We start from the raw sequence: 19142 nt of genomic DNA, 5'->3' as shown, positions 1-19142 counted from the left end.
GCTCCACTTGCCTGCATCACTGCACGCGCCCGGGGTGGAAAGCCTGCGCCAGCGTGCGCACACGTGCCACGTTGCCCGGTCCGGGCGTGGCTTCGGCATAGGTCAGCACCACGAAGCTTCCGCGCCGGATCGCTTCCACTTCGGACAGTTCGGGCTTGGAGCGCAGGAAGTCGATCTTGCCCTGCGGGCCGGGGTGGTCGTAGTCGATGATGACGATCCACTCGGGGTTGCGCTCGACGACGTCTTCCCAGTTGCCGCGCGGCCAGTTGCTCGGGATGTCGTCGAAGATGTTGCGCCCGCCGGCCGCTTCGATCATCGCGTTCGGGATGCCGAAGCGGCCCGAGGTGGTGAAGTTGTCGGTGCCGCCGTCATAGACGAACACCTTCGGGCGCGATTCGATGCCTTTCAGGGCATCGGTGACGGCCTGCAGCTCGGCGCGCTGCTGCTCGACCAGCGCCTGGGCATGCGGTTCGATGCGGAAGATCCGCCCCAGGTTGAGCATGTCGTTGAAAGTATCTTCCAGCGATACCCGGGTGCGCGCCACCTTGCGCACGCAGGACTCGGTCAGGATGTAGGACTGGATGCCGAACTCGCGCAAGGCCGCGGGCGTCACTTCGCCTTCGCGGAAGCCGTAGCTCCAGCCGGCGAAGACGAAATCGGCACCGGCGCCGGCGATCGCTTCGATGTTCATGCCCTGGCGGGACAGCTCGGGCACGCCGGCCAGTTGCTCGCGGTATTGCGGCGCGATGTTCTTGTTGCCGCGGATGCCGCTGTAGCCGACCAGCCTGTCGCCCAGGCCGAGGTACAGGAACATCTCGGTGATGTTGACGTCGTGCGTGACCGCCCGCTGCGGCACGCTGTCGTAGCGCACCGTTTCGCCGCAGACGTCGATGCTGACCGGCTGCACCCGGCTTTCGGCCGCCAGCGGCGCCGACATGGCCGGCGGTATATCCGGGGCGCAGGCGGCCAGCACACCCGCGCCGGCCGCCAACAGGAAACGCTCGGTCCACATTGCTGTTCCCTCAACGCCCAGCAGCATCAGAACTTCATTTCGGCGATCAATTCCACCCGGCGGTCGTCGCCCATGATGAAATTGCCGCCATAGGAAGCCGCCGCATAGACCTTGTCGGTCAGGTTGCGGCCCAGCAGCCGCAGCGTGGTGTTCTGGTCGTATTGCCAACTGACGGCGGCGTCGAACACGGTGTAGGACGGCAGCGTCAGCGAGTTGGCGTTGTTGGCGTAACGCTTGCCGACATGGCGCGCACCCAGCGAAGCCTGCCAGTCGCCGATCTGGTAATGGCCCCACAGGTTGGCGATGTGCCTGGCCACGTTGCTCGGCCGGTTGCCGGCACGGTCGGCACCGCCGGCTTCGACCAGTTCGTCGAACTCGGCATCGACCAGCGCGTAGTTGCCTTCGAGCGTCAAGGCGCGGGTCGGCCGCAGCACCGCGCTCAGCTCGATACCCTTGGAATGCTGGCTGCCGCCCTGCACCGAGATCGCCGGCTGCACCGGGTCGCGGGTGATGATGTCGTCCTTCTCGATGCGATAGATCGCCGCCGTCCATTCGCCCAGGCCCTGGCCGAACTGCTGCTTCAGGCCCACTTCGACCTGCTTCGCCGAAGCGAGCTTGAACGCGCTGTTGGCCAGGCTCAGCGACAGCATGTTGTCGATCGGGTCGTAGCCCTTGCTGACCTGGCCATAGACACTGAGATCCTCGCTGACGAAGTGCGTCAGCCCCAGCCGCCACGAGGTGCCGGACAGCTTCTTGCCGAAGGACACGCCGGTCAGCCGGTCGCGGCGGTCGTAGTCGCTCAGGTCGCGGCGCGCGCCGAACAACAGCTGCCACTTGCCGCTGAAGCGCCAGGCATCCTCGAAGTAGAAAGCGTGCTGGGTGGTATCGGTATCGGTCTTGGGCTGGGTGATACCCGGATTCACCCACACGCCATGGATCGGATCGCGCGCCGAGACGGTGGACGAGCCGCCGTAGGGCGCGTTGTTGGAAAGCCTCAGGTCGGCCTGCGAGTATTCCCAGCCCATCACCGCCTTGTGCTCGCCGGCGGTGATGGTCGCCTCCAGGCGATTACCCGTTTGCTCCAGGTCGTGGAAAATTTCCAGATAGTCGGAGCGCGACACCGTGTCCGTCGCCGGGTCGTATCGATAGCCCTCGACGTTCCTCCAGTGCCGGTCGGAGGCGAAGTGATAGACCTCGTTGCGGATGCTCAGCCACTCGTTGGCCGTCCATTCGGCCCGCGCGCGCAGGCGGGTGTCCTTGTAGCGGACCACGCCGTCGCTGACGTTGTAGTTCTCGTGGCGCAGATGCTTCAGCACCTTGCCGTTGTAGACCGGCGTGCCCCAGTAGTCGCCCGGCCTCTGTTCGCTGATGTCGGCCAGCAGTTCGAAACGCAGGTCGCCCGACGGCTGCAGGCGCAGCGTGCTCATGAGCTTGCCGCCCTGCGAACGCGCATGGTCTCGCTTGGCGTCCGACTGATGGCCATAGACGTCGACGCGGTAGCTGGCGATTTCGCCGATGGGGCCGGCGGCGCCCACGCCCAGGCGGTAGGTGTCGTACTGGCCCACGCCCAGCAGCAGTTCTGTGGAGCGCTCGCGGCTGGGCTGCTTGCGCACCACGTTGATGACGGCACCCGCCGTGCCGGCGCCGGAGACGATCGAAGCCGGGCCGCGCAGCACTTCGATGCGCTCATAGCCCCAACTGGTGTTGGGATAGTTGATCGTGCCGGCGGCGGTGCCGATGCGCGTGCCGTCCTCGGCGACGCCAACCGAGTTCACGCCCGCGAAACCCCGCGCGGAGAAGGACAGGCCGCCGTTGCCGCCGGTGCCCTGCGACGTCAGGCCGGTCGTGCGGGTGACGGCTTCCGCCATGCCGAAGTCGCCGCGCCGGCGCATCGTGTCGGCATCCATCTGCTCCAGGCTGGCGGGCAGCTCCTGTGCGGACAAGCCGGTGCGGCTGCCGGTCGCGGACGGCTGGCTCAGGCCCAGGCCGCCTTCGGGCGCGGCCGTCACCTCCACGGGTGACAAGGTGGTTTGCGCCATAACGGGCGCCGACAGCCACGGGTTGCAGAACATCGCCAGCAGGGCGAACGGAACGGGCCGAAGCTGCGCTGCGGTACGGCAGGAGACACGAGATTTGGTGAGTTTCATGGTCAGATCGAAGTTCTGACCGTCTGGACATGCGCGGCGGCACTTCACGGCATCCCTGCGCGCAGCGCCCGGAAATGCCTTGAGCCACCACCTGCTTCCCCGCAGACGGTCTGTTGCCGAATGCCGCGCATCCAACGCGGGATGCACGGCGCCAACAGGCCGGTCTCCGGGCTCGCACAGCGTATCCGGGCGCGCAGCGCCGGATACCGGACTCACCGCCTTCCCGATGCGTTCGCGCGCTTCCGTGCCGGAAGCCACGTGGCGCATCAGTGGCTGGCCCCGGCGTCGATCGCTCGACGGCCGGAGCCGGGGTGAATCCCGATGTGCTTACCGTTGCGGGGGCAGCCAAGGCCTTGCACGGCCGGAACGATGATCGCTCCGGCCGTACGCACCTTGTTCCCGTTTAACCGGGCGGCTTCATCGAAGCCGCGCCGGCACCTGTAATTCTCTGCAGCGGGTGCCGTGCGCAAGCCGGCGCGGCACCTTGCTGAAGGCAGGCAGTATATAGCCATGGCAGCGGAACCGGCGCCTGGCAGCAGACGTCGGCAGTGCCGGGCCCGCGCTTGCGGCAGCCCATCCGATTGCGTATGCTCGCCGCCACTTGATCCGGTGTCCGTCCGCGCAGCCGCGCGGCCGGGTGAAACGGGAAGTCCGGTACGCCAGGCTCTCAGCCTGGCCATTCCGGCGCAGCCCCCGCTGCTGTAAACCTTTCAGATGCCGCCATCCATGCCACTGGGCCGCTCGCGCCGCCCGGGAAGGCGGCGGCATCGGTCGAAGGCGAGCCAGAAGACCGGCCGGATCAGGAAGAAGTACCAACTCCGGGGTGTGGGTTGTCCGTCTTTTGTGCGCGTATCGGCAGAGGTTTTCTCCGTCGCTTGCCGCAACTGCCTGCTGTCGCCGCAGGACGCACGGTCTGCACGTACTTTTTGCCGTTTGCAGGCGTTCGCGCCGAAATGCGATAGATCATGACAACTTCCATCCCTCAACGCCTTCGTTCCGCGCTGGCGCTGTCCGGCGCCGCCTTGTGCCAGCCGCTGTGGGCAACGACGCCTGCCGTCACCCTCAACCGCGTCGTGATCGAAGCGCCGTCGGTCGAAACCACCACCACCGCCGAACTGGCCCGGTTCGGCAGCAAGACCGAAATCGTCACCCGCGAGCAGATCGAGCGCGCCGGCCCCAGCGCGGACGTGGCGCGGGTGCTGCAGATGTACGTGCCGGGCCTGTTCATCGCGCCCAAGAACGGCCCCTTCGACTACACCGCGGTATCGCTGCTGGGCGGCCGCACCGACGACACGCTGATCCTGCTCGACGGCGTGCGCCTCAACAACCGCCTGTACGGCGGCATCTACATCGACACGCTGCCGGCTGCCGCGGTGGAGCGCATCGAAGTGCTCAAGGGCGGGCAGAGCCTGTTCTTCGGCACCCAGGCCATTTCCGGCGTCATCAACATCGTCACCCGCCGCGCCCAGAGCCGCGAGTATTCCGGCCAGGCCAGCCTCGGCGTGGACACTTTCGGCGGCATCAATGCCGAAGGCCGCGTCGAGCGCGTGTTCGAGAACGGCCTTGGCGCATTCGAGTTCCTCGCCTTCGCCAGCCACAACGAATCCGACGGCTACGAGCCCTATCGCCGCAGCGACACCACGGCGACGCTGACCAAGCGCAAGCGCGCCTACGAGGTCACCACGGTCGGCGCCAAGCTGGCGCAGAACTTCGGCAGCAATGCGCGCGCCGAGCTGTTCTACCAATACACCGATGCCGATCTCGATTTCGCCCGGCCGACGCAGAACCGCGACACGCGCAACGTCCGCGATCATCACATCCTGACGGCGACCTTCGAACATGCGCCGAGCGACAGCTTCCGCTATTTCGTCAAAGGCCACTTCAACAAGTGGGACACCGACTACACCCGCGTCTACAACCTGCCGGGCGGCGGCATCAGCGTGATCAACGACAAGGACTACTGGGGCTTCAAGGACTGGGGCCTGCAGGCCCAGGCCACCGCCGTGCTGCCCGGCGCGCACGAACTGGTGTTCGGCGTGGACAGCCAGCGCTACCGCGCCCGCGACGACGTCACCGAAGTGCATGACCACCAGGCCGAAGCCTATGGCGCCTACGTGCAGTTCCGCCCGGTGTTCAAGTCCATGCCGCAGTGGCAGCCGGCCGTCGGCGTGCGCCACGAGAAAATGAGCGGCGGCGGCAGCGCGACGGTATGGAACCTCAGTTCGCGCTACCAGCTCGACGACCAATGGGCCTTGCGCGGCCAGATCGGCACCGCCTTCAAGCTGCCCACCGCCTACCAGCTCTACTCCTTCGAGGACGGGCTGCTCGGCAACCCCGGCCTGAAGCCCGAGCGCAGCCGCAACTACGAGTTGGGCATCGACTGGATTTCGCGCACATCCAGCCTGCCGCTGCGCCTGTCATCCACGGTGTTCAAGCGCAAGGTGGAAGACCTCATCTCCGTCGTCGGCGGCCAGTACAACAACAGCGACGGCGAAATCGACGTGAAGGGCATCGAATTCGACGGCCAGTTCCAGTTGACACCCAACTGGGCCATCGGCGGCGACTACACCCGTACCCTCAGCGAAGCGCAGAACGGCTCCCGCCTGACCGGCGTGCCGGCCTGGATGGCGCGGGCGCGCGTCAATTTCGACAGCAGCGATACCCGCTTCGGCGGCGAAGTGGCGTGGCGCTTCATTGCCGACATCGCCCACAACGCCACCGTCGAATACGGCCGCTATGCCGTCGTCGATGCCAGCGCCTACTACCATCTCGATGCCGCGCGCAGCCACAAGCTGAGCCTGCTGGTGGAGAACCTGTTCGATCGCGACTACGGCACCGCACTGATCACCAACGGCAGCCGCCTGGTGCCGCAGCTCGGCCGGCCGCTGAACGCCGAACTGCGCTACACCTACCGCTTCTGATTCACTCGCGCCACACGCCGCCCGCCGCGTTGCGGGCAGCGTGGCCGAAGCTTCCACTCGGCCATCCATGCCCCACGGCCGCCGTACATGACGTTGCCGGCATGCCGAACCCTCACGAAACCGCACCGTGCCCATCATTCCGTCCGCCCTGCCAGCTGCCTTCCTGTCCGCCTGCCGCTCCCTGGCACAAAGGCTCGCGCCAGCGCTGCTGCTTGCGCCGGCATTGATCTCCGGCACGCCCGCACACGGCGCCAGCACGGACGATGCGGCACCGCTGCGCTATCGCAACTGCGGGCAGGAATGGCAGTTGCCGCATCCACCGCAACGCATCATCGCGCTGAATCAGCATGCCGCCGACCTCATGCTGGCACTGGACGGCAAGGACCGCTTGATCGGCGTCAGTTGGCTCGACGACGATGCCGAGGCAGCAGCCAGCGGCCTGTACCAGGGCGTGCCGGTCATCGCCCGCCGCTACCCGTCGCTGGAGGCAGTGCTCGCCCATGAAAGCGATTTCCTCGTCGCCGGCTTCGCCACCGCCTTCATGCCTGGACGCGGGCCGGGCACACGCGATGCGCTGAGTGCCGAACGCATCGGCAGCTATCTCGTCGAGGAGGCCTGCGATCCCATGCAGCGCACTGCCGATGTTTTTGGCGACGTTCTGCACGATCTGCGGACGATGGGCCGGCTGCTCGGCGCGGAGCAGCGGGCGCAAACCCTGGCCGACAGGTTTTCCTCGCAGATCGCGGCGGCACGCGGTCAACCGCTCCCGCGACCGGTGAATGTGCTGGTGTTCGACAGCGATCTGCGCGCGCCCATCGTCGAAGGCGGTCGTGGTTTCGTCACCGCCATGCTGTCGCTCAGCGGTGCCCGCAACGTCTTCGACGACCTCGATCTCAGCCGCGGGAACGTGTCCTGGGAACAGGTCGTGGCGCACTCGCCGGACGTGATCGTGCTGATCGATGCCAACTGGTCGAGCGCCGCCGACAAGCGCAGCTTCCTGCTGCACGACCCCATCCTGTCGGCCCTGCCGGCCGTGCGCGACGGCCGCTTCATCGAATTGCGCTTCACCGCGGCCGTGCCCGGCATCAAGAGCGGCGAAGTGCTGGAACGGCTGACACGCGAACTGCACGCCGTGGCAGCCAAGCTGCCTCCCGCGGTGCAATGAGCATGTCGGGCGCTGCTCCTGCCGGGCCTTTGCTTCAGGCCCACGCCCTCGCCTGGCACAGCAGACCGGGGCAGGCCATCGTGAGCGGCATCAGTTTCGCGCTGCAGCCCGGCGAAGTATTGGGCGTGCTCGGCCCCAATGGTGCCGGCAAGACCACCTTGCTGCGCCTGCTGTACCGCCATCTGCGGCCGAGCGCCGGCCAGGTCCGGCTTCGCGGCAAGGACATCTGGCGATGGACGGCACGCGACTTCGCCCGCGAGGCGGCGGTCGTACCGCAGGACACGCCGGCCGATTTCGCCTTGAGCGTGCGTGACATCGTCGCCACCGGCAGGCTGCCGCGAATCGGCCGCTGGCAGTGGTGGGACAGCAGCCACGACGGCGCCGTGGCGCGCGCGCTGGCCGCCTTCGAACTCGATGCCCTCGCCGACACCCGCTTCGCCCTGCTGTCCGGCGGCGAGCGCCAGCGCGTGCTGTTTGCCCGCGCGCTGGTGCGCGATCCCGTGTTGCTGCTGCTCGACGAGCCCACCAACCATCTGGACATCCGCCACCAGCTCGATGCGCTGGAGAAAATGCGGGCGCTGGGACTGAGCGCGGTCGTCTCGCTGCACGATCTCAATCTCGCCGCACGCTACTGCGACCGCGTGCTGGTGCTCGCCAGAGGCACTGCGGTGGCCTGCGGAACGCCGGTGGACGTATTGCGGCCCAGCCTGCTGAGGGAAGTCTTCGGCGTCGATAGCGAAGTGCTGGACGATCCGCGCACCGGGCGCCCCTGGCTGGCGTTCTACCCGTCGAAACCGACGCCATGAACCGCCTTTCCGCCCGGCCCCACCTGCCGTATCCGATGCGCCTGTCGCTCCTGGCTGCATGCATGCTGGCGCTCGCCGTCGGCACATTGCTCAAGGGTACGCTCAGTTTCACGCCGGCACAGTTGTACGAGTTGCTGCACGCGGCAATGCACGGCGACCCTTCCGGGGTACTGGACAGCCCCTCGGCCCGCATCCTGCTGGGGCTGCGCATTCCGCGCATGCTGCTCGCCTTCCTGGTCGGCGCGGGGCTGGCCGTGGCCGGCGCGGTGCTGCAGGCCGGTACGCGAAACCAGCTCGCCGACCCCTACCTGTTCGGCCTGTCGGCCGGGGCGACGCTCGGCGTGGTCGGCCTGATCACGCTGGCCGGTGCCTCGGTCGGCACCACCTCCATTGCCCTGGCCGCGTTCTGCGGCGCCACGCTGGCGCTGGCACTGGTCGCCGGCTCTGCCTTCCCGCGGCGGGGCGAAGCGCCGGAAAGGCTGGTGCTGGCCGGCGTCGCGGTTGCCTTCCTGCTCTCGGCGGCGAGCAACTTCCTGATCTACTGGGGCGGCCGCGAGGTAGCGCAGTCGGCGCTGTTCTGGGCGCTCGGCAGCCTGGGCGGCGCACGCTGGCCGATGCTGGCGCTGCCCGCCGCAGTGGTTGCCGCCGGCTTCCTGTACTGCCTGTACCACGGCCGCCAGCTCGATGCCCTGACGATGGGCGAGGAAAGCGCCACCACGCTGGGCATCGATGTCCGCCGCACCCGGCTCGCGCTGCTGCTGGTGGCGACGCTGATGACCGCAGTGCTGGTCTCCCAGGCCGGCGCGATCGGCTTCGTCGGGCTGGTGGTGCCGCATCTGGCACGCCATCTGGCCGGCGGCGCGCATCTGCGCCTGCTGCCGGCCTGCGCGCTGCTCGGCGGCGCCCTGCTGATGGCCGCCGACTGGCTGGCACGCGTCGTCGTCGCGCCGTCCGATCTGCCGGTCGGCATCATCACTGCCGGCATCGGTGGCATCTACTTCCTGCTGATGCTCCACAGCCAGCGGCGTTGAGCATTCTTGACAAGCGTGCATGGATACCCAATAGTCGCGCCCAGCATTGCGCGCCCGCCTCCGTCATCGGAAGCACCGGGCTGAAAAGGGAACACGGTGGAAATCCGTGGCTGTCCTCGCAACTGTAAGCGCCGAGCGGATCGTCGGCATACCACTGCCCGGGTACGGGTGGGAAGGTGACGATCAGCGTTGAAGCGTGAGTCAGGAGACCTGCCAATGCAAGTTACTGCGCCATCGAGCGAGGGCTCTGGGTGGACGGCCATGCCGCTGCAGTAGCGTAAACATTTGTTTTGTTTACACTTACCGCAACGGATGGCGCCGATTTCATCTTGTTCGCAGTGTTGTTCCGCATCGTCCGGCCAGCGCCGGGCAACATGGTCATGGGCACAGCCCGTGGCCGGGAATGCCTGTGAAACCATTCCGTCGCGGCGAGTTCCTTCTGGAGCCTGACCCGATGAGACATCCCCTGCTGGGCGCCGCCACCGCGCTCGTTCTGCTGCCGGCCGCGCATGCTGCCGACACCTCCCTGGCCGGCGTGGTGGTGGAAGCCACCAAGCTGGAGAAATCGCAGTTCACGATGACCCAGTCCGCCTCGGTGATCGAGGAAGAAGACATCGTCCGCGGCGGCTACACCGACGTCGCCGAGGTGCTGCGCAGCCTGGCCGGCATCGAGTTCAAGCAGGTCGGCGGCCCCGGCCAATACACCTACCTGCGGATGCGCGGCTTCGGCGCCGGCCACGTGCTGGTGGTGGTCGACGGCATGACGCTGAACCAGCCCGGCTCCGGCGACGTCGGCAGCCTGCTGGGCCAGATCGACCCGTCGACGATCTCGCGCATCGAAGTGCTGCGCGGCCCGCAGGCCGTGCTGTACGGCGCCAACGCCACCGCCGGGGTGATCTCCATCACCACCAGGCGCGGCAGCCAGGAACCGCGACTGTCGATCGCGGCCGAGGCCGGCTCGCTCGGCTGGCGCAAGCTCAAGGGCAGCTGGCAACACGTGGTGGAGCTGGGCGACGGCCAGTTGAGCAGCTCGCTGTACGCTTCCAAGACCGACAGCGACGGCGTTCACCGGCACGAGGAATTCAAGGACGAAGAGCTCCAGCTTTCGCTCGACTACCGCTCGGCGAACTTCGACGCCGGCTTGTCTGCCTGGCACGCCGACAATCGCTTCAGCTTCGCCCATCTGACCGAAGTCACCCGCAGCAGCGGGCATCCGACCTACTGGGCGAGCCAGTTGCCCGACCCCAACGCTTATAACGACACCCGTACCCGAGTCGTCAGCGCCTACCTCGAACACCGGCTCAGCGACCGCCTCAGCCACCGCCTGGAAGCGGGCTGGACCGAATCGCGGCGCAAGACGCTGGACCGCGACGACGGCCTGCTGGGCTACGTCACCGCGCCTTGGGACGGTTTCTCCCCCGACTGGATGAACATCTACAACCGGGGCGACGCGGTACCGATCTTCGACAACGGCAGCCCGCAAGCCGCTTATTACAAGGACAAGAGCACCGAGTTCGACTACAGCCTGCGCTACGAGGCCGGCGGCCTGAAGGCGCTGGCCGGCATCGAACTGTACGAATCGGACGCCAGGCAGTGGGGGCAATATGGTGAGCTGGACGGCGACACCGACCGCAAGTCCTTCTATCTCAACGGCGAATACGCGGTGGGTGCGAGCGGCCTGACGCTGGCTGCCGGCCTGCGCCATGATGATTACGACGTCTGGGGCGACAAGACCACCGGCAGCGTCGGCGCCAGCTACCAGCTCGGCTCGGTGACGCTGTTCGCCAACCATGGCACCAGCTATCGCGCGCCGACGCTGCAGCAGTTGTTCAACCCCAACTACGGCAGCACCTCGCTCAGCCCCGAAAGCGGCCGCAGCACCGAGATCGGCATCCGCCAACTGGTGCCGGACACCGGCTTCAGTTGGGAAGCGACCGCCTGGCATTCGCGCGTCAAGGATGTCGTGATCTACGACGCCAGCATTGCCAACCCGAACAACCCGTTCGGCGGCTTCGGCATGTACGCCAATGCCGACCAGCAGCGCACGCGCGGCCTCGAGCTGAGCTTCGCCTGGGCACTGGACGAAGCCTGGACGCTCAAGGGCAACTACACCTACACCGACTCGCATACCCGCAAGGCCGGGGCCGACTACGCCCGCACGGTGCTGATCGCCCGCCACAAGGCCAACCTCGGCGCCTTCCACGCCAGCGGCCCGCTGAGCGCCGGCATCAACGCCTACTACACCGGCCGCCGGCTGGACTGGACGCAGCGCGACTGGGTGGACGACTACGTGCGTGTCGACGTCTCCGCCCGCTATGCGCTCAACAAGGACACGGCGGTGTACGCCCGCGTCGAGAACCTGTTCGACGCCGACGTTTCGGAAGGCCTCGGCTACGAGCAGCCCGGCGTCTACGGCATCGTCGGCATCGAGTACCGCTTCTTCTGAAGCAGTCGACCACCACCCGCGGCGCGGGCCGGCCCGCGCCGCTTCGAGGAACACGCCATGAACAACCCGACAACGGTGCTACCACCGGTGATCGACGAACCCGGCCTGGGCCGCGTCCAGATCTGGTCGCTGCCCACCGACGAAAACACGCTGTGGATGCTGGTCAAGGACATCTTCCAGGGCCACTGGCGCGGCATTCATTTCGGCACCCTGGTGCCCGGCGCAGTATGGGAGATTCGCGCACCCAACGCGCCGGTCAACATCGGCCTGCTCGACGGCTATCTGACCGTCGACTTCGGCGCCTGGCACTTCCACCTGTGCATCGGCCACTTCAGCGGCACCACGCCTGAACTCGCTGCAAAGCGGCGCACCGGGCGCGCCGAGTTCTACCGGGTACTCGGCAACGACGATGCGCCCAAATCCTGGGGCGTGCGGATGTTCACCGCCGCCGGCGACCAGCAGGTGACGGTCTTCCTGCCCAACCCCTTCCTCAACGACGAAGGCCGGCTCGCATCGGAGCCCGACTGGTCGAAGCTGAAAGCCTGGGACGAGTTGCGCCTCGCCTATCTCGATCTGCCGCCCGATCCGCTCGACCGCAGCGGCAGCGGCCTGGTGTGCGGCGGCTGAGACCATGCCCCTGTCGATGATGCGCCTGCGCCGGCCTGTGTACGCAACTGCGCTGCGGCTGTACCTGCTCGTACTCGCTGCGATCTGGCCCGGTGTGCAGCCGGCTACCGCAGCGGCACCGGCTGCCAGGCCGCAGCGCATCGTGTCGCTGAACCTGTGCACCGACCAGATCCTGCTGCAACTGGTCGGGCGCGAGCGCATCGCCGCACTCTCCTTCCTCAGCCAGGATGCTTTCAGCACCGCGCTGCATGAACAGGCCCGCGGCCTGCCGATCGCCTGGGGCAACGCCGAGGAAGTGCTCGCCCTGCAGCCCGATCTGGTGCTGGTCGGCGCCTACACCACCCGCCACACCACGGCGATGCTGCGGCGCTTCGGCATTCCGGTGCTGGTGGTGGCGGGTGCCAACGGCTTCGACGAGGTCGCCGCCGAACTGCGCAGCGTGGCGCGCGCCGTCGGCGAGGAAGCGCGCGGCGAAGCCATCATCGCCCGCTTCGCCGAGCGCCTGGCCGAGCTCGAAGCCAGCCACCGCAGTCCTCGCCCGCTCGCCACCCAATTCGCCTCCGGCGGCTACAGCGCCGGCAGCGCAACGCTGTACCATGACATCTTCGCCGCCGCCGGCCACGACAACGGCGCCGCCCGCGGCGGCCTCGCCGGCTACGGCATCCTGCCGCTGGAAAAGCTCGTCGAACATGCTCCCGACGTGCTGATCGGCAGCGACTACCGCCGCGGCACGCCGACGCTGGGCAACCGCCTGCTGCAGCACCCGGCGATCGCCGGGCTGGGCGCGCACGAAGTGGTACTGCCGGCGCGCCTGACGGTCTGCGGCGGACCATGGAATCTCGACGCCGCAGCACTGCTCGCTGCCGAGGGGGGACAGCGATGAGCTTCTCCCGCAGCCGGCTGGCAGTGATCGGACTCGCCATCGCACTTGCAGGCCTCGCAGCGCTGTCGCTGATGATCGGCTACGTCGACCTCAGCCCCCGGCGCCTGATCGCCGGCACGCTTGCCGGCGACCTGGTGCCGCAGCGCATCCTGCTCGACATCCGCCTGCCGCGCACCGTGCTGTGCCTGGCGGTGGGCGCGGCGCTCGGCATTGCCGGCGCGGCGATGCAGGGCCTGCTGCGCAACCCGCTGGCCGAACCCGGCCTGCTCGGCGTTTCCAGCGGCGCCGCGCTGGGTGCGGTGCTGGCGCTGTACACCGGCTTCGCCGACGCCTTCTACCTTGCGCTGCCGCTGGCCGGCTTCGCCGGCACGGCCATTGCCGTGGCTTTCGTGTTCGCCCTCGCCGGCCGCCACACCGGCGCCACCACGCTGATCCTGGCCGGCGTCGCGGTGTCCTCGCTGTGCGGCGCGCTGATTTCGCTGATCCTCAACTGGTCGCCCAATCCCACCGCGATGAGCGAGATCGTGTTCTGGATGATGGGTTCGCTGGCCGACCGCAGCAGCCGCGACGTCGGCCTCGCGCTGCCCTTCATCGCCGCCGGCGCCGTGCTGCTGCTGGGCTGCGGCCGCGGCCTGCGGGCGCTGACCCTGGGCGAGGACACTGCCCGCTCGCTCGGCATCGACCTCGGCCGGCTGCGCTTTCGTATCCTCGTCGGCAGCGCCGCAGCGGTCGGCGCGGCGGTTTCGGTGTCCGGCGCAATCGGCTTCATCGGTCTGGTCGCGCCGCACCTGATGCGCCCGCTCGCCGGCGGCGATCCCGGCCGCCTGCTGCCGCTGTCGGCCTTGGCCGGCGCAGTGCTGCTGATGCTGGCCGACATCGGCGTGCGCCTGCTGCACGGCGGCGGGCCGGAACTCAAGCTCGGCGTGCTCACCGCGCTGGTCGGCGCGCCCTTCTTCCTGGTGCTGATCCTGCGCACCCGCAGGGAGATGCCATGAGCGTACTGTCCGGCAAGAATCTCGGCGTCGCCGTGCGCGACCGGCAATTGATCGAAGGCATCGACCTCGAACTGCGGGCAGGCGAGCTGACCGGCATCATCGGCGCCAACGGCGCCGGCAAATCCACCCTGCTCAAGGCACTGGCCGGACTGCTGCCATGCAGCGGCCGGATCATGCTCGATGGCCGGCCACTGCAAACCCATTCCCTGAACGGACGCGCCTGCCGCATCGCCTATCTGGCCCAGGGCCACAGCGCCCACTGGCCGCTGCCGGTACGCGAGGTGGTGGCGCTGGGCCGGCTGCCCCACGGCCGCGGCGACGGCCCGGAGGATGCAGCCATCGTCGATCGCGTCCTGCGCGCGACCGATGCGCTGGGGCTGGCCCAACGCAATGTGCTGACGCTGTCGGGCGGCGAACGTGCGCGCGTGATGCTGGCGCGCGCGCTGGCCGTCGAACCGAAGGTGCTGCTGGCCGACGAACCGCTGGCCGCGCTCGACCCCGCCCACCAGATCAGCATCATGCAGTTGTTCGCCGCCGAAGCCGCCGCCGGCCTGGCGATCGGCGTCGTGCTGCACGACCTGACGCTTGCTGCCCGCTTCTGCAGCCGCCTGGTACTGCTGCACAAGGGCCGCGTGCTGGCTGCCGGCGCGCCGCGCGAAGTGTTCGACGACACTCTGCTGGCCGAAGCCTTCGGCATCCGGGCACTGCACTTCGAGCACGGCGGCCTGCGGCTGCCGGTACCGTGGCAGCTCACCGGGAAAAACGGCAAGCCTGCTGGCGGCGATCCAGTGGCAAGCAACAGCGCAGCCGCATGACCAGGGCCGGATGAAAGGCGCACGGCGAGCGCCGCTTCGCATCCGCTACATGCCGCCACGAGCCGCTGCGGCATAGGTCTCGAAATGGTCAAAACACCCGTGCAGCCCAAAACCCACGATGCTAGAGTGGTCGGCGGCCCTGGTGCCTGCAAACAAACAATATCAATGATCCGCTGGAGGAAGACACAATGACCTTGCCGACTCGTGTACAGGCGCACAAGCTGTCCCCGAACGCCTCGCTTTGCATTCCCGGTTTCAACCTGATCGGCGCGGACTCGCCCGCCGTCGAGGCGATGACCGATTTCACCCGCGTCAACGCAGTCACCATCACCACCGACGATCCGGTCAGCGAAGCCAACACCCGCATGATTTCGCGCGGCGTGCGCCTGCTGATGGTGCTCGACGGACGGGAGCGGGTCGCCGGCCTCATCACCGCGCGCGACATCCTCGGCGAAAAGCCGCTGCAGATCGCCCGCTCGCGTTCCTGCAGGCATGACGAACTGACGGTCGGCGACCTGATGACGCCGATCGCCACCATCGACACGCTGTATCTCGGGGAAATCCTGACCGCCCGCGTCGCCGACGTGCTGGAGGCACTGAAGAAGCTCGGCCGCCAGCACATCCTGATCGAGGATACCGACCCCGCGACCGGCCAGCCGCGCGTACGCGGCCTGTTCTCTGCCACCCATATCGGCCGCCTGCTCGGCGTGCCGGTGCTCGGCTTCGACCTGCCGCGCACCTTCGCCGAAATCGAGGCGGCGCTGGCGGGCTGAATCCTGGCGAACTGAATTCGCGGCCTGCGGCGGCGGCGGACGAAGCCCTCCGCCCGCCGCAGTTCATCCAGATGATGCCTTACTCGTCCGTCTCAGGCACATAGATGAAGGAGCCGTCCTTCATCCGATAGGCCACACCGGCACGCGAGCCTTCGCCGGTGCCGATCTCGCCGCTGGCCTGGTAGTGCTCGATGATCTCGCCTTTCTTGACGATCATCTCCATATTGGGCTGGCCGGGGTTCTTGATGACGGTGACGTCTTCCTGGACGAAGGGATTCATCGGGTTGCTGGCGACGGCGAGCAGCAGCGCGGCGATGATGACCAGGAACACGTCGATCAGGTTGACCACCGACAGGATGGGATCGTCGGCCTCGATGTCGTCCATCAGGCGCAGGCCGGCACGGCGAGGGCCGCCGGCACCGCGCGCCCTGGCCGGCGGCAGCGCCGCCGCGGGAGCGTTCGGGCGGATGCTCACAGCACGCCCTCCGCAGCCAGCGGTGCCACGGGGTCGTCGTACTCCTGCGCCTCGGGCAGGTTTTCGTGCTCGATCTCGGCCAGTTCGGTCGCCAGCCAGCGCCGCCGCACGCTGGCGATGCCATAGGTGATCGCCGAGGCGATCAGGGCCAGGATCACCGCCGAGAAGGCGACCATCAGGTTGCGGCTGACTTCCTGCAACTGGCCATCGGCCAGCGCCATCAGCGCCGGCCCCATCGGGATCATCGTGGCGACGAGACCGAGCATCGGACCGACCCGGCTGGCGATGCGCAGCATTTCGAGGCGCTTGACCGCGATCGCTTCGAGCGCGGTCAGGTGCAGGCCCGGGCGCTCGCTCAGCGCCGCGCGCAGTTCGAAGGCGCGCAGTTCGCCCCGCTGCCGCTGCCTGGCCTGCACGACGAAGCAGCCGAGCGCGTAGAAGGCGTAGAAGAACAAGGCGGCAACCAGCAGCAGCACCGGCAGCAGGAACAACTGGGACAGGCCGTACATGGCCGATTCGACGATTTGCGACATGCTTCTTTTTCTCCGGGGAAAGTGGAAATACGCGGACGACGAAAGCGGAACGCGTCATCGCCTGCCCGATTGGATGTTCGAACAGCAGCGCCTCGGCCTCCCGGTCGAAGTGCCGTCCGAGGAGAGCTGGGGCTGCGCCCTACCATTTGCCTTCCAGCGCCAGCAGCCAGGTGCGTTCGCCACCGTCGCGCCCGTCCAGGCGCCAGCTTTCCGCGCCATGGCGCGCATGGCGGTGCTGGCGCTCGTCGGCGCCGAGCACGTTGTCCACCGACAGGCGCAGATCGACGCCGCGGGCGATCTGGCGGGTGACATGGGCGTCCAGCCGGGAGCCGCTGCGGATGCGGGCGATGCGCTCGTCGCCCAGGCGGGTGCGCGCCGGGCCGCTGTGCTTGAGCTGGAAGCCGAAGCGGGTGGCCGCGCCCGCCGGCGCGTGCTCGTAGCTCAGGCTGAAGAGATGGCGCGGGGTGTCGTTGGCGATGCGGCGGATGCCCAGGCGCGCGTCATCCACCCTTGCGTGCGGCAGGGTCAGCGTGGCGCGCAGGCTGCCGCCGTCCAGCGCCCTGGCAAGCAGCGCAGCGTCGAGCCTGGCGCTCAGTTCCACGCCCCAGTGGCGGGCGTCGCCGGCGTTGTACGGGCGCTCCACCCAGCGTCCGGCCTCCAGCGCGCTGCGGCGCTCGATGAAGTCGCGCGTACGGCGCGCATACAGGTTCATGCCGAGCACACTCTTCTCGCCAGCGAGATAGCGTTCGACACCGAACTCCACGCGCAGCACGCGCTCGGCCGAGAGATCGGGATTGCCGCCGACGTCGGCTTCCAGCGGGGTGTTGTACTCGGTACTGCGCGTGACCAGCGGCGTGATCTCGTCCAGCTTGGGCACGCGCAGGCCGGTGCCGGCCGAGGCGCGCAGCACCCAGGCCTCGGCCGCCTGCCAGCGCAGTGCGAGCGAGGGCGACGCCGCCCGTTCGCCGTGCCAGCCGCTGCCGGCATGCTGGCGGGCGGCTTCCAGGCGCAGGCCGGCGGTCAGCGTGAGCGCCTCGCTCAGCGTCCATTCGTCCTGCAGCCACAGCGCGGCATTGCGCTCGCGCACCACATGGCGGTGGTTCGCGGCATCCAGCGCCTGCCGGTCATGGCGGGAAAAGGCCGCGCCCTCCAGCGCCAGCGACAGCAGGTGGGTCTCGGCCAGCGCCTGGTCCAGCCGCAGCGAGCCGGTGAATTCGCGTTCGTGGCGGTCGAGGGCTTCGGACCAGGCCGGCGACAGCGGCCCGGTGCGCCGGGTGCGGGTGTCGCGCTCGCCGTCCATCAGCGCCAGCCGGGTGCTGAGCTTGCCGTCCGCACCGACGCGGGTTTCGCCGTCGGCGCGCAGCCGAGCGATGCGGAAGGCGCTGCGTTCGCGGTCGTGGCGGGCGGCCGCCAGGGGCTCGCCGGCCCCGCCGCGCTCGGCCGTCTGCCGGCGCAGGCCATCGTTGCGGTAATAGCTCGGCCACAGGCTCAGGCGGGTGTCGCCGGCTTTCCACGACAGCCGCGGCGACAAGATCAGCTCATCGACACTGTAATGGCCGGACAGCGCTTCGGCGGACCACGCGGCCGGCAGCATGCGCCACTGCCGGCTGTCGACCGGCATGCGGTGGCGGTTCACGGTGACCGGCAGCAGCCAGCTGAAGCCGCCCTCCCCGCCGCCGAGGCTGGCGGTGAGCTGGGCGTTGGGCTCGTCGCCGCGCTGGCCGCCGACCACGCGCAGCGAGGCGCTGCGCTGGCTCACCGGCGCCTTCATGACCAGGTTGACAACGATTTCCGCCGTGGCGCCGAATTCGGCCGAGCTGCCGCGCAGCAGTTCGATGCGCTCCAGTTCGCCGGCCGGCAGGCGGCCGACCAGGGTCAGCGCATGGCGGCCGCTGGCGGTGGGGCGTTCGCCATTGACCAGGATCAGCACCGCGTCGCGCGCCACCCCACGGGCGCCGGCAGCGGCAGAGTCCGCGCCGTGGCCGGCGCGCTCCAGGCCGGGCAATTTGCGCAACACCTCGGCCACCGACAGGCCGCCCAGGCTGCGGATTTCGTCCGTGTCGATGACCAGCTTCACGCCGGGGGCGAGGCGCTGTTCGGTCAGGGCGTCGAAAGTGGCGCTGACGCCGACTTCGGGCAGCAGCGTGGCGTCGGGCTCCACCGCCCAGCCGGCCAGGGCCAGCGTGCAGGCAACCGCACCGGCGGCGGTCCTGCATGCGATGGCAGCGGCTGGCCTCATGGCGCCAACGGCCGGACACGCCACTGGCGCAGCATGCCGCCCAGGAAGGCGAGCAGGGTCAGCGCGGCGAGCAGCAGTTCGAACCAGGGCGCGGGCGCGGCGCCCTGCTCGGCCTGGACCTGCTCCAGCACCTGGCCGGTGACCTGCTCGGGCGCGGCGGCACCGGCAGCCTCGCCCTGCGCCGGCTCGCCGGCGGACTCGAGGCCGAAGCCCACGGCCAGCGTCTGCACGTAGTCGCCGACCATGCTGCTGGCGGGCTGGTAGTCGAGGCGTT

16 protein-coding genes and 3 riboswitches are annotated in these 19142 nt (G+C 68.6%); of the genes, 10 read left to right on the top strand and 6 right to left on the bottom strand.

Going from position 1 to position 19142, the window contains the following annotated elements:
- Positions 1-16: 16 nt before the first annotated feature.
- The gene (locus TBU01S_RS03650) at positions 17-1039 is read right to left on the bottom strand and encodes an ABC transporter substrate-binding protein (protein WP_083953453.1); all 1023 of its coding nucleotides are present in this window, start codon (positions 1037-1039) and stop codon (positions 17-19) included.
- Positions 1039-3159 carry a TonB-dependent receptor gene (locus tag TBU01S_RS03645; RefSeq protein ID WP_068635355.1) on the bottom strand — a complete coding sequence of 707 codons (2121 nt, stop codon included), beginning with the start codon at positions 3157-3159 and terminating at the stop codon, positions 1039-1041. Before TBU01S_RS03645 ends, TBU01S_RS03650 begins: the two co-directional genes overlap by 1 nt.
- A gap of 140 nt (positions 3160-3299) precedes the next feature.
- Positions 3300-3611, bottom strand: a riboswitch (cobalamin riboswitch).
- A gap of 138 nt (positions 3612-3749) precedes the next feature.
- Positions 3750-3972: riboswitch (cobalamin riboswitch) on the top strand.
- Positions 3973-4124: 152 nt separating this feature from the next.
- On the opposite strand from TBU01S_RS03645, the gene TBU01S_RS03640 reads away from it, so the two are divergent.
- The 10 genes from TBU01S_RS03640 to TBU01S_RS03595 all read left to right on the top strand — a co-directional run bounded on the left by TBU01S_RS03640 (position 4125) and on the right by TBU01S_RS03595 (position 15621).
- On the top strand, positions 4125-6080 hold the full coding sequence (locus TBU01S_RS03640) for a TonB-dependent receptor plug domain-containing protein (protein ID WP_068635279.1): 1956 nt from the start codon (positions 4125-4127) through the stop codon (positions 6078-6080).
- Between the two features lie 127 nt (positions 6081-6207).
- A complete protein-coding gene (locus TBU01S_RS03635; RefSeq protein ID WP_068635278.1) occupies positions 6208-7245 on the top strand; it encodes an ABC transporter substrate-binding protein in 1038 nt (345 codons plus the stop codon).
- Positions 7246-7325: 80 nt separating this feature from the next.
- Complete coding sequence (locus tag TBU01S_RS03630) at positions 7326-8051, top strand: ABC transporter ATP-binding protein (RefSeq protein ID WP_217999558.1); 726 nt, start codon at positions 7326-7328, stop codon at positions 8049-8051.
- A complete protein-coding gene (locus TBU01S_RS03625; RefSeq protein WP_083953451.1) occupies positions 8048-9082 on the top strand; it encodes a FecCD family ABC transporter permease in 1035 nt (344 codons plus the stop codon). Before TBU01S_RS03630 ends, TBU01S_RS03625 begins: the two co-directional genes overlap by 4 nt.
- 30 nt (positions 9083-9112) lie before the next feature.
- Positions 9113-9314: riboswitch (cobalamin riboswitch) on the top strand.
- Positions 9315-9536: 222 nt separating this feature from the next.
- Positions 9537-11528: a TonB-dependent receptor plug domain-containing protein gene (locus TBU01S_RS03620; protein ID WP_068635276.1), complete on the top strand. Its 1992-nt coding sequence runs from the start codon at positions 9537-9539 to the stop codon at positions 11526-11528.
- Between the two features lie 57 nt (positions 11529-11585).
- The gene (locus TBU01S_RS03615; protein ID WP_068635275.1) at positions 11586-12155 is read left to right on the top strand and encodes a DUF7676 family protein; all 570 of its coding nucleotides are present in this window, start codon (positions 11586-11588) and stop codon (positions 12153-12155) included.
- A gap of 4 nt (positions 12156-12159) precedes the next feature.
- Positions 12160-13038: an ABC transporter substrate-binding protein gene (locus TBU01S_RS03610; protein WP_068635274.1), complete on the top strand. Its 879-nt coding sequence runs from the start codon at positions 12160-12162 to the stop codon at positions 13036-13038.
- Complete coding sequence (locus TBU01S_RS03605; protein WP_068635273.1) at positions 13035-14033, top strand: FecCD family ABC transporter permease; 999 nt, start codon at positions 13035-13037, stop codon at positions 14031-14033. The genes TBU01S_RS03610 and TBU01S_RS03605 overlap by 4 nt, the downstream gene beginning before the upstream one ends.
- On the top strand, positions 14030-14848 hold the full coding sequence (locus TBU01S_RS03600; RefSeq protein WP_083953449.1) for an ABC transporter ATP-binding protein: 819 nt from the start codon (positions 14030-14032) through the stop codon (positions 14846-14848). Before TBU01S_RS03605 ends, TBU01S_RS03600 begins: the two co-directional genes overlap by 4 nt.
- A 188-nt stretch (positions 14849-15036) precedes the next feature.
- Positions 15037-15621 (top strand): CBS domain-containing protein, encoded by a 585-nt coding sequence (locus TBU01S_RS03595; protein WP_068635272.1) that lies wholly within the window; start codon positions 15037-15039, stop codon positions 15619-15621.
- Between the two features lie 79 nt (positions 15622-15700).
- Here the strand turns inward: TBU01S_RS03595 and TBU01S_RS03590 are convergent, their stop codons facing one another.
- The 4 genes from TBU01S_RS03590 to TBU01S_RS03575 form a co-directional block, all read right to left on the bottom strand.
- Positions 15701-16096 (bottom strand): DUF2149 domain-containing protein, encoded by a 396-nt coding sequence (locus TBU01S_RS03590; RefSeq protein WP_245650842.1) that lies wholly within the window; start codon positions 16094-16096, stop codon positions 15701-15703.
- Positions 16093-16629, bottom strand: coding sequence for a MotA/TolQ/ExbB proton channel family protein (locus TBU01S_RS03585; RefSeq protein WP_068635271.1), 537 nt, complete (start codon positions 16627-16629; stop codon positions 16093-16095). The genes TBU01S_RS03590 and TBU01S_RS03585 overlap by 4 nt, the downstream gene beginning before the upstream one ends.
- Before the next feature lie 139 nt (positions 16630-16768).
- Positions 16769-18868: a TonB-dependent receptor plug domain-containing protein gene (locus tag TBU01S_RS03580; protein ID WP_068635270.1), complete on the bottom strand. Its 2100-nt coding sequence runs from the start codon at positions 18866-18868 to the stop codon at positions 16769-16771.
- Positions 18865-19142 (bottom strand): hypothetical protein (locus tag TBU01S_RS03575; RefSeq protein ID WP_157659089.1); only part of this gene is annotated, 278 nt, incomplete at its 5' end. The genes TBU01S_RS03580 and TBU01S_RS03575, both read right to left, overlap by 4 nt.

The sequence above is a fragment of the Thauera butanivorans NBRC 103042 genome (assembly GCF_001591165.1).
Taxonomy (GTDB): Bacteria; Pseudomonadota; Gammaproteobacteria; order Burkholderiales; family Rhodocyclaceae; genus Thauera; species Thauera butanivorans.
The sequence above is the reverse complement of the archived record's forward strand: the minus strand, read 5'-3'. Positions and strand labels throughout refer to the sequence as shown.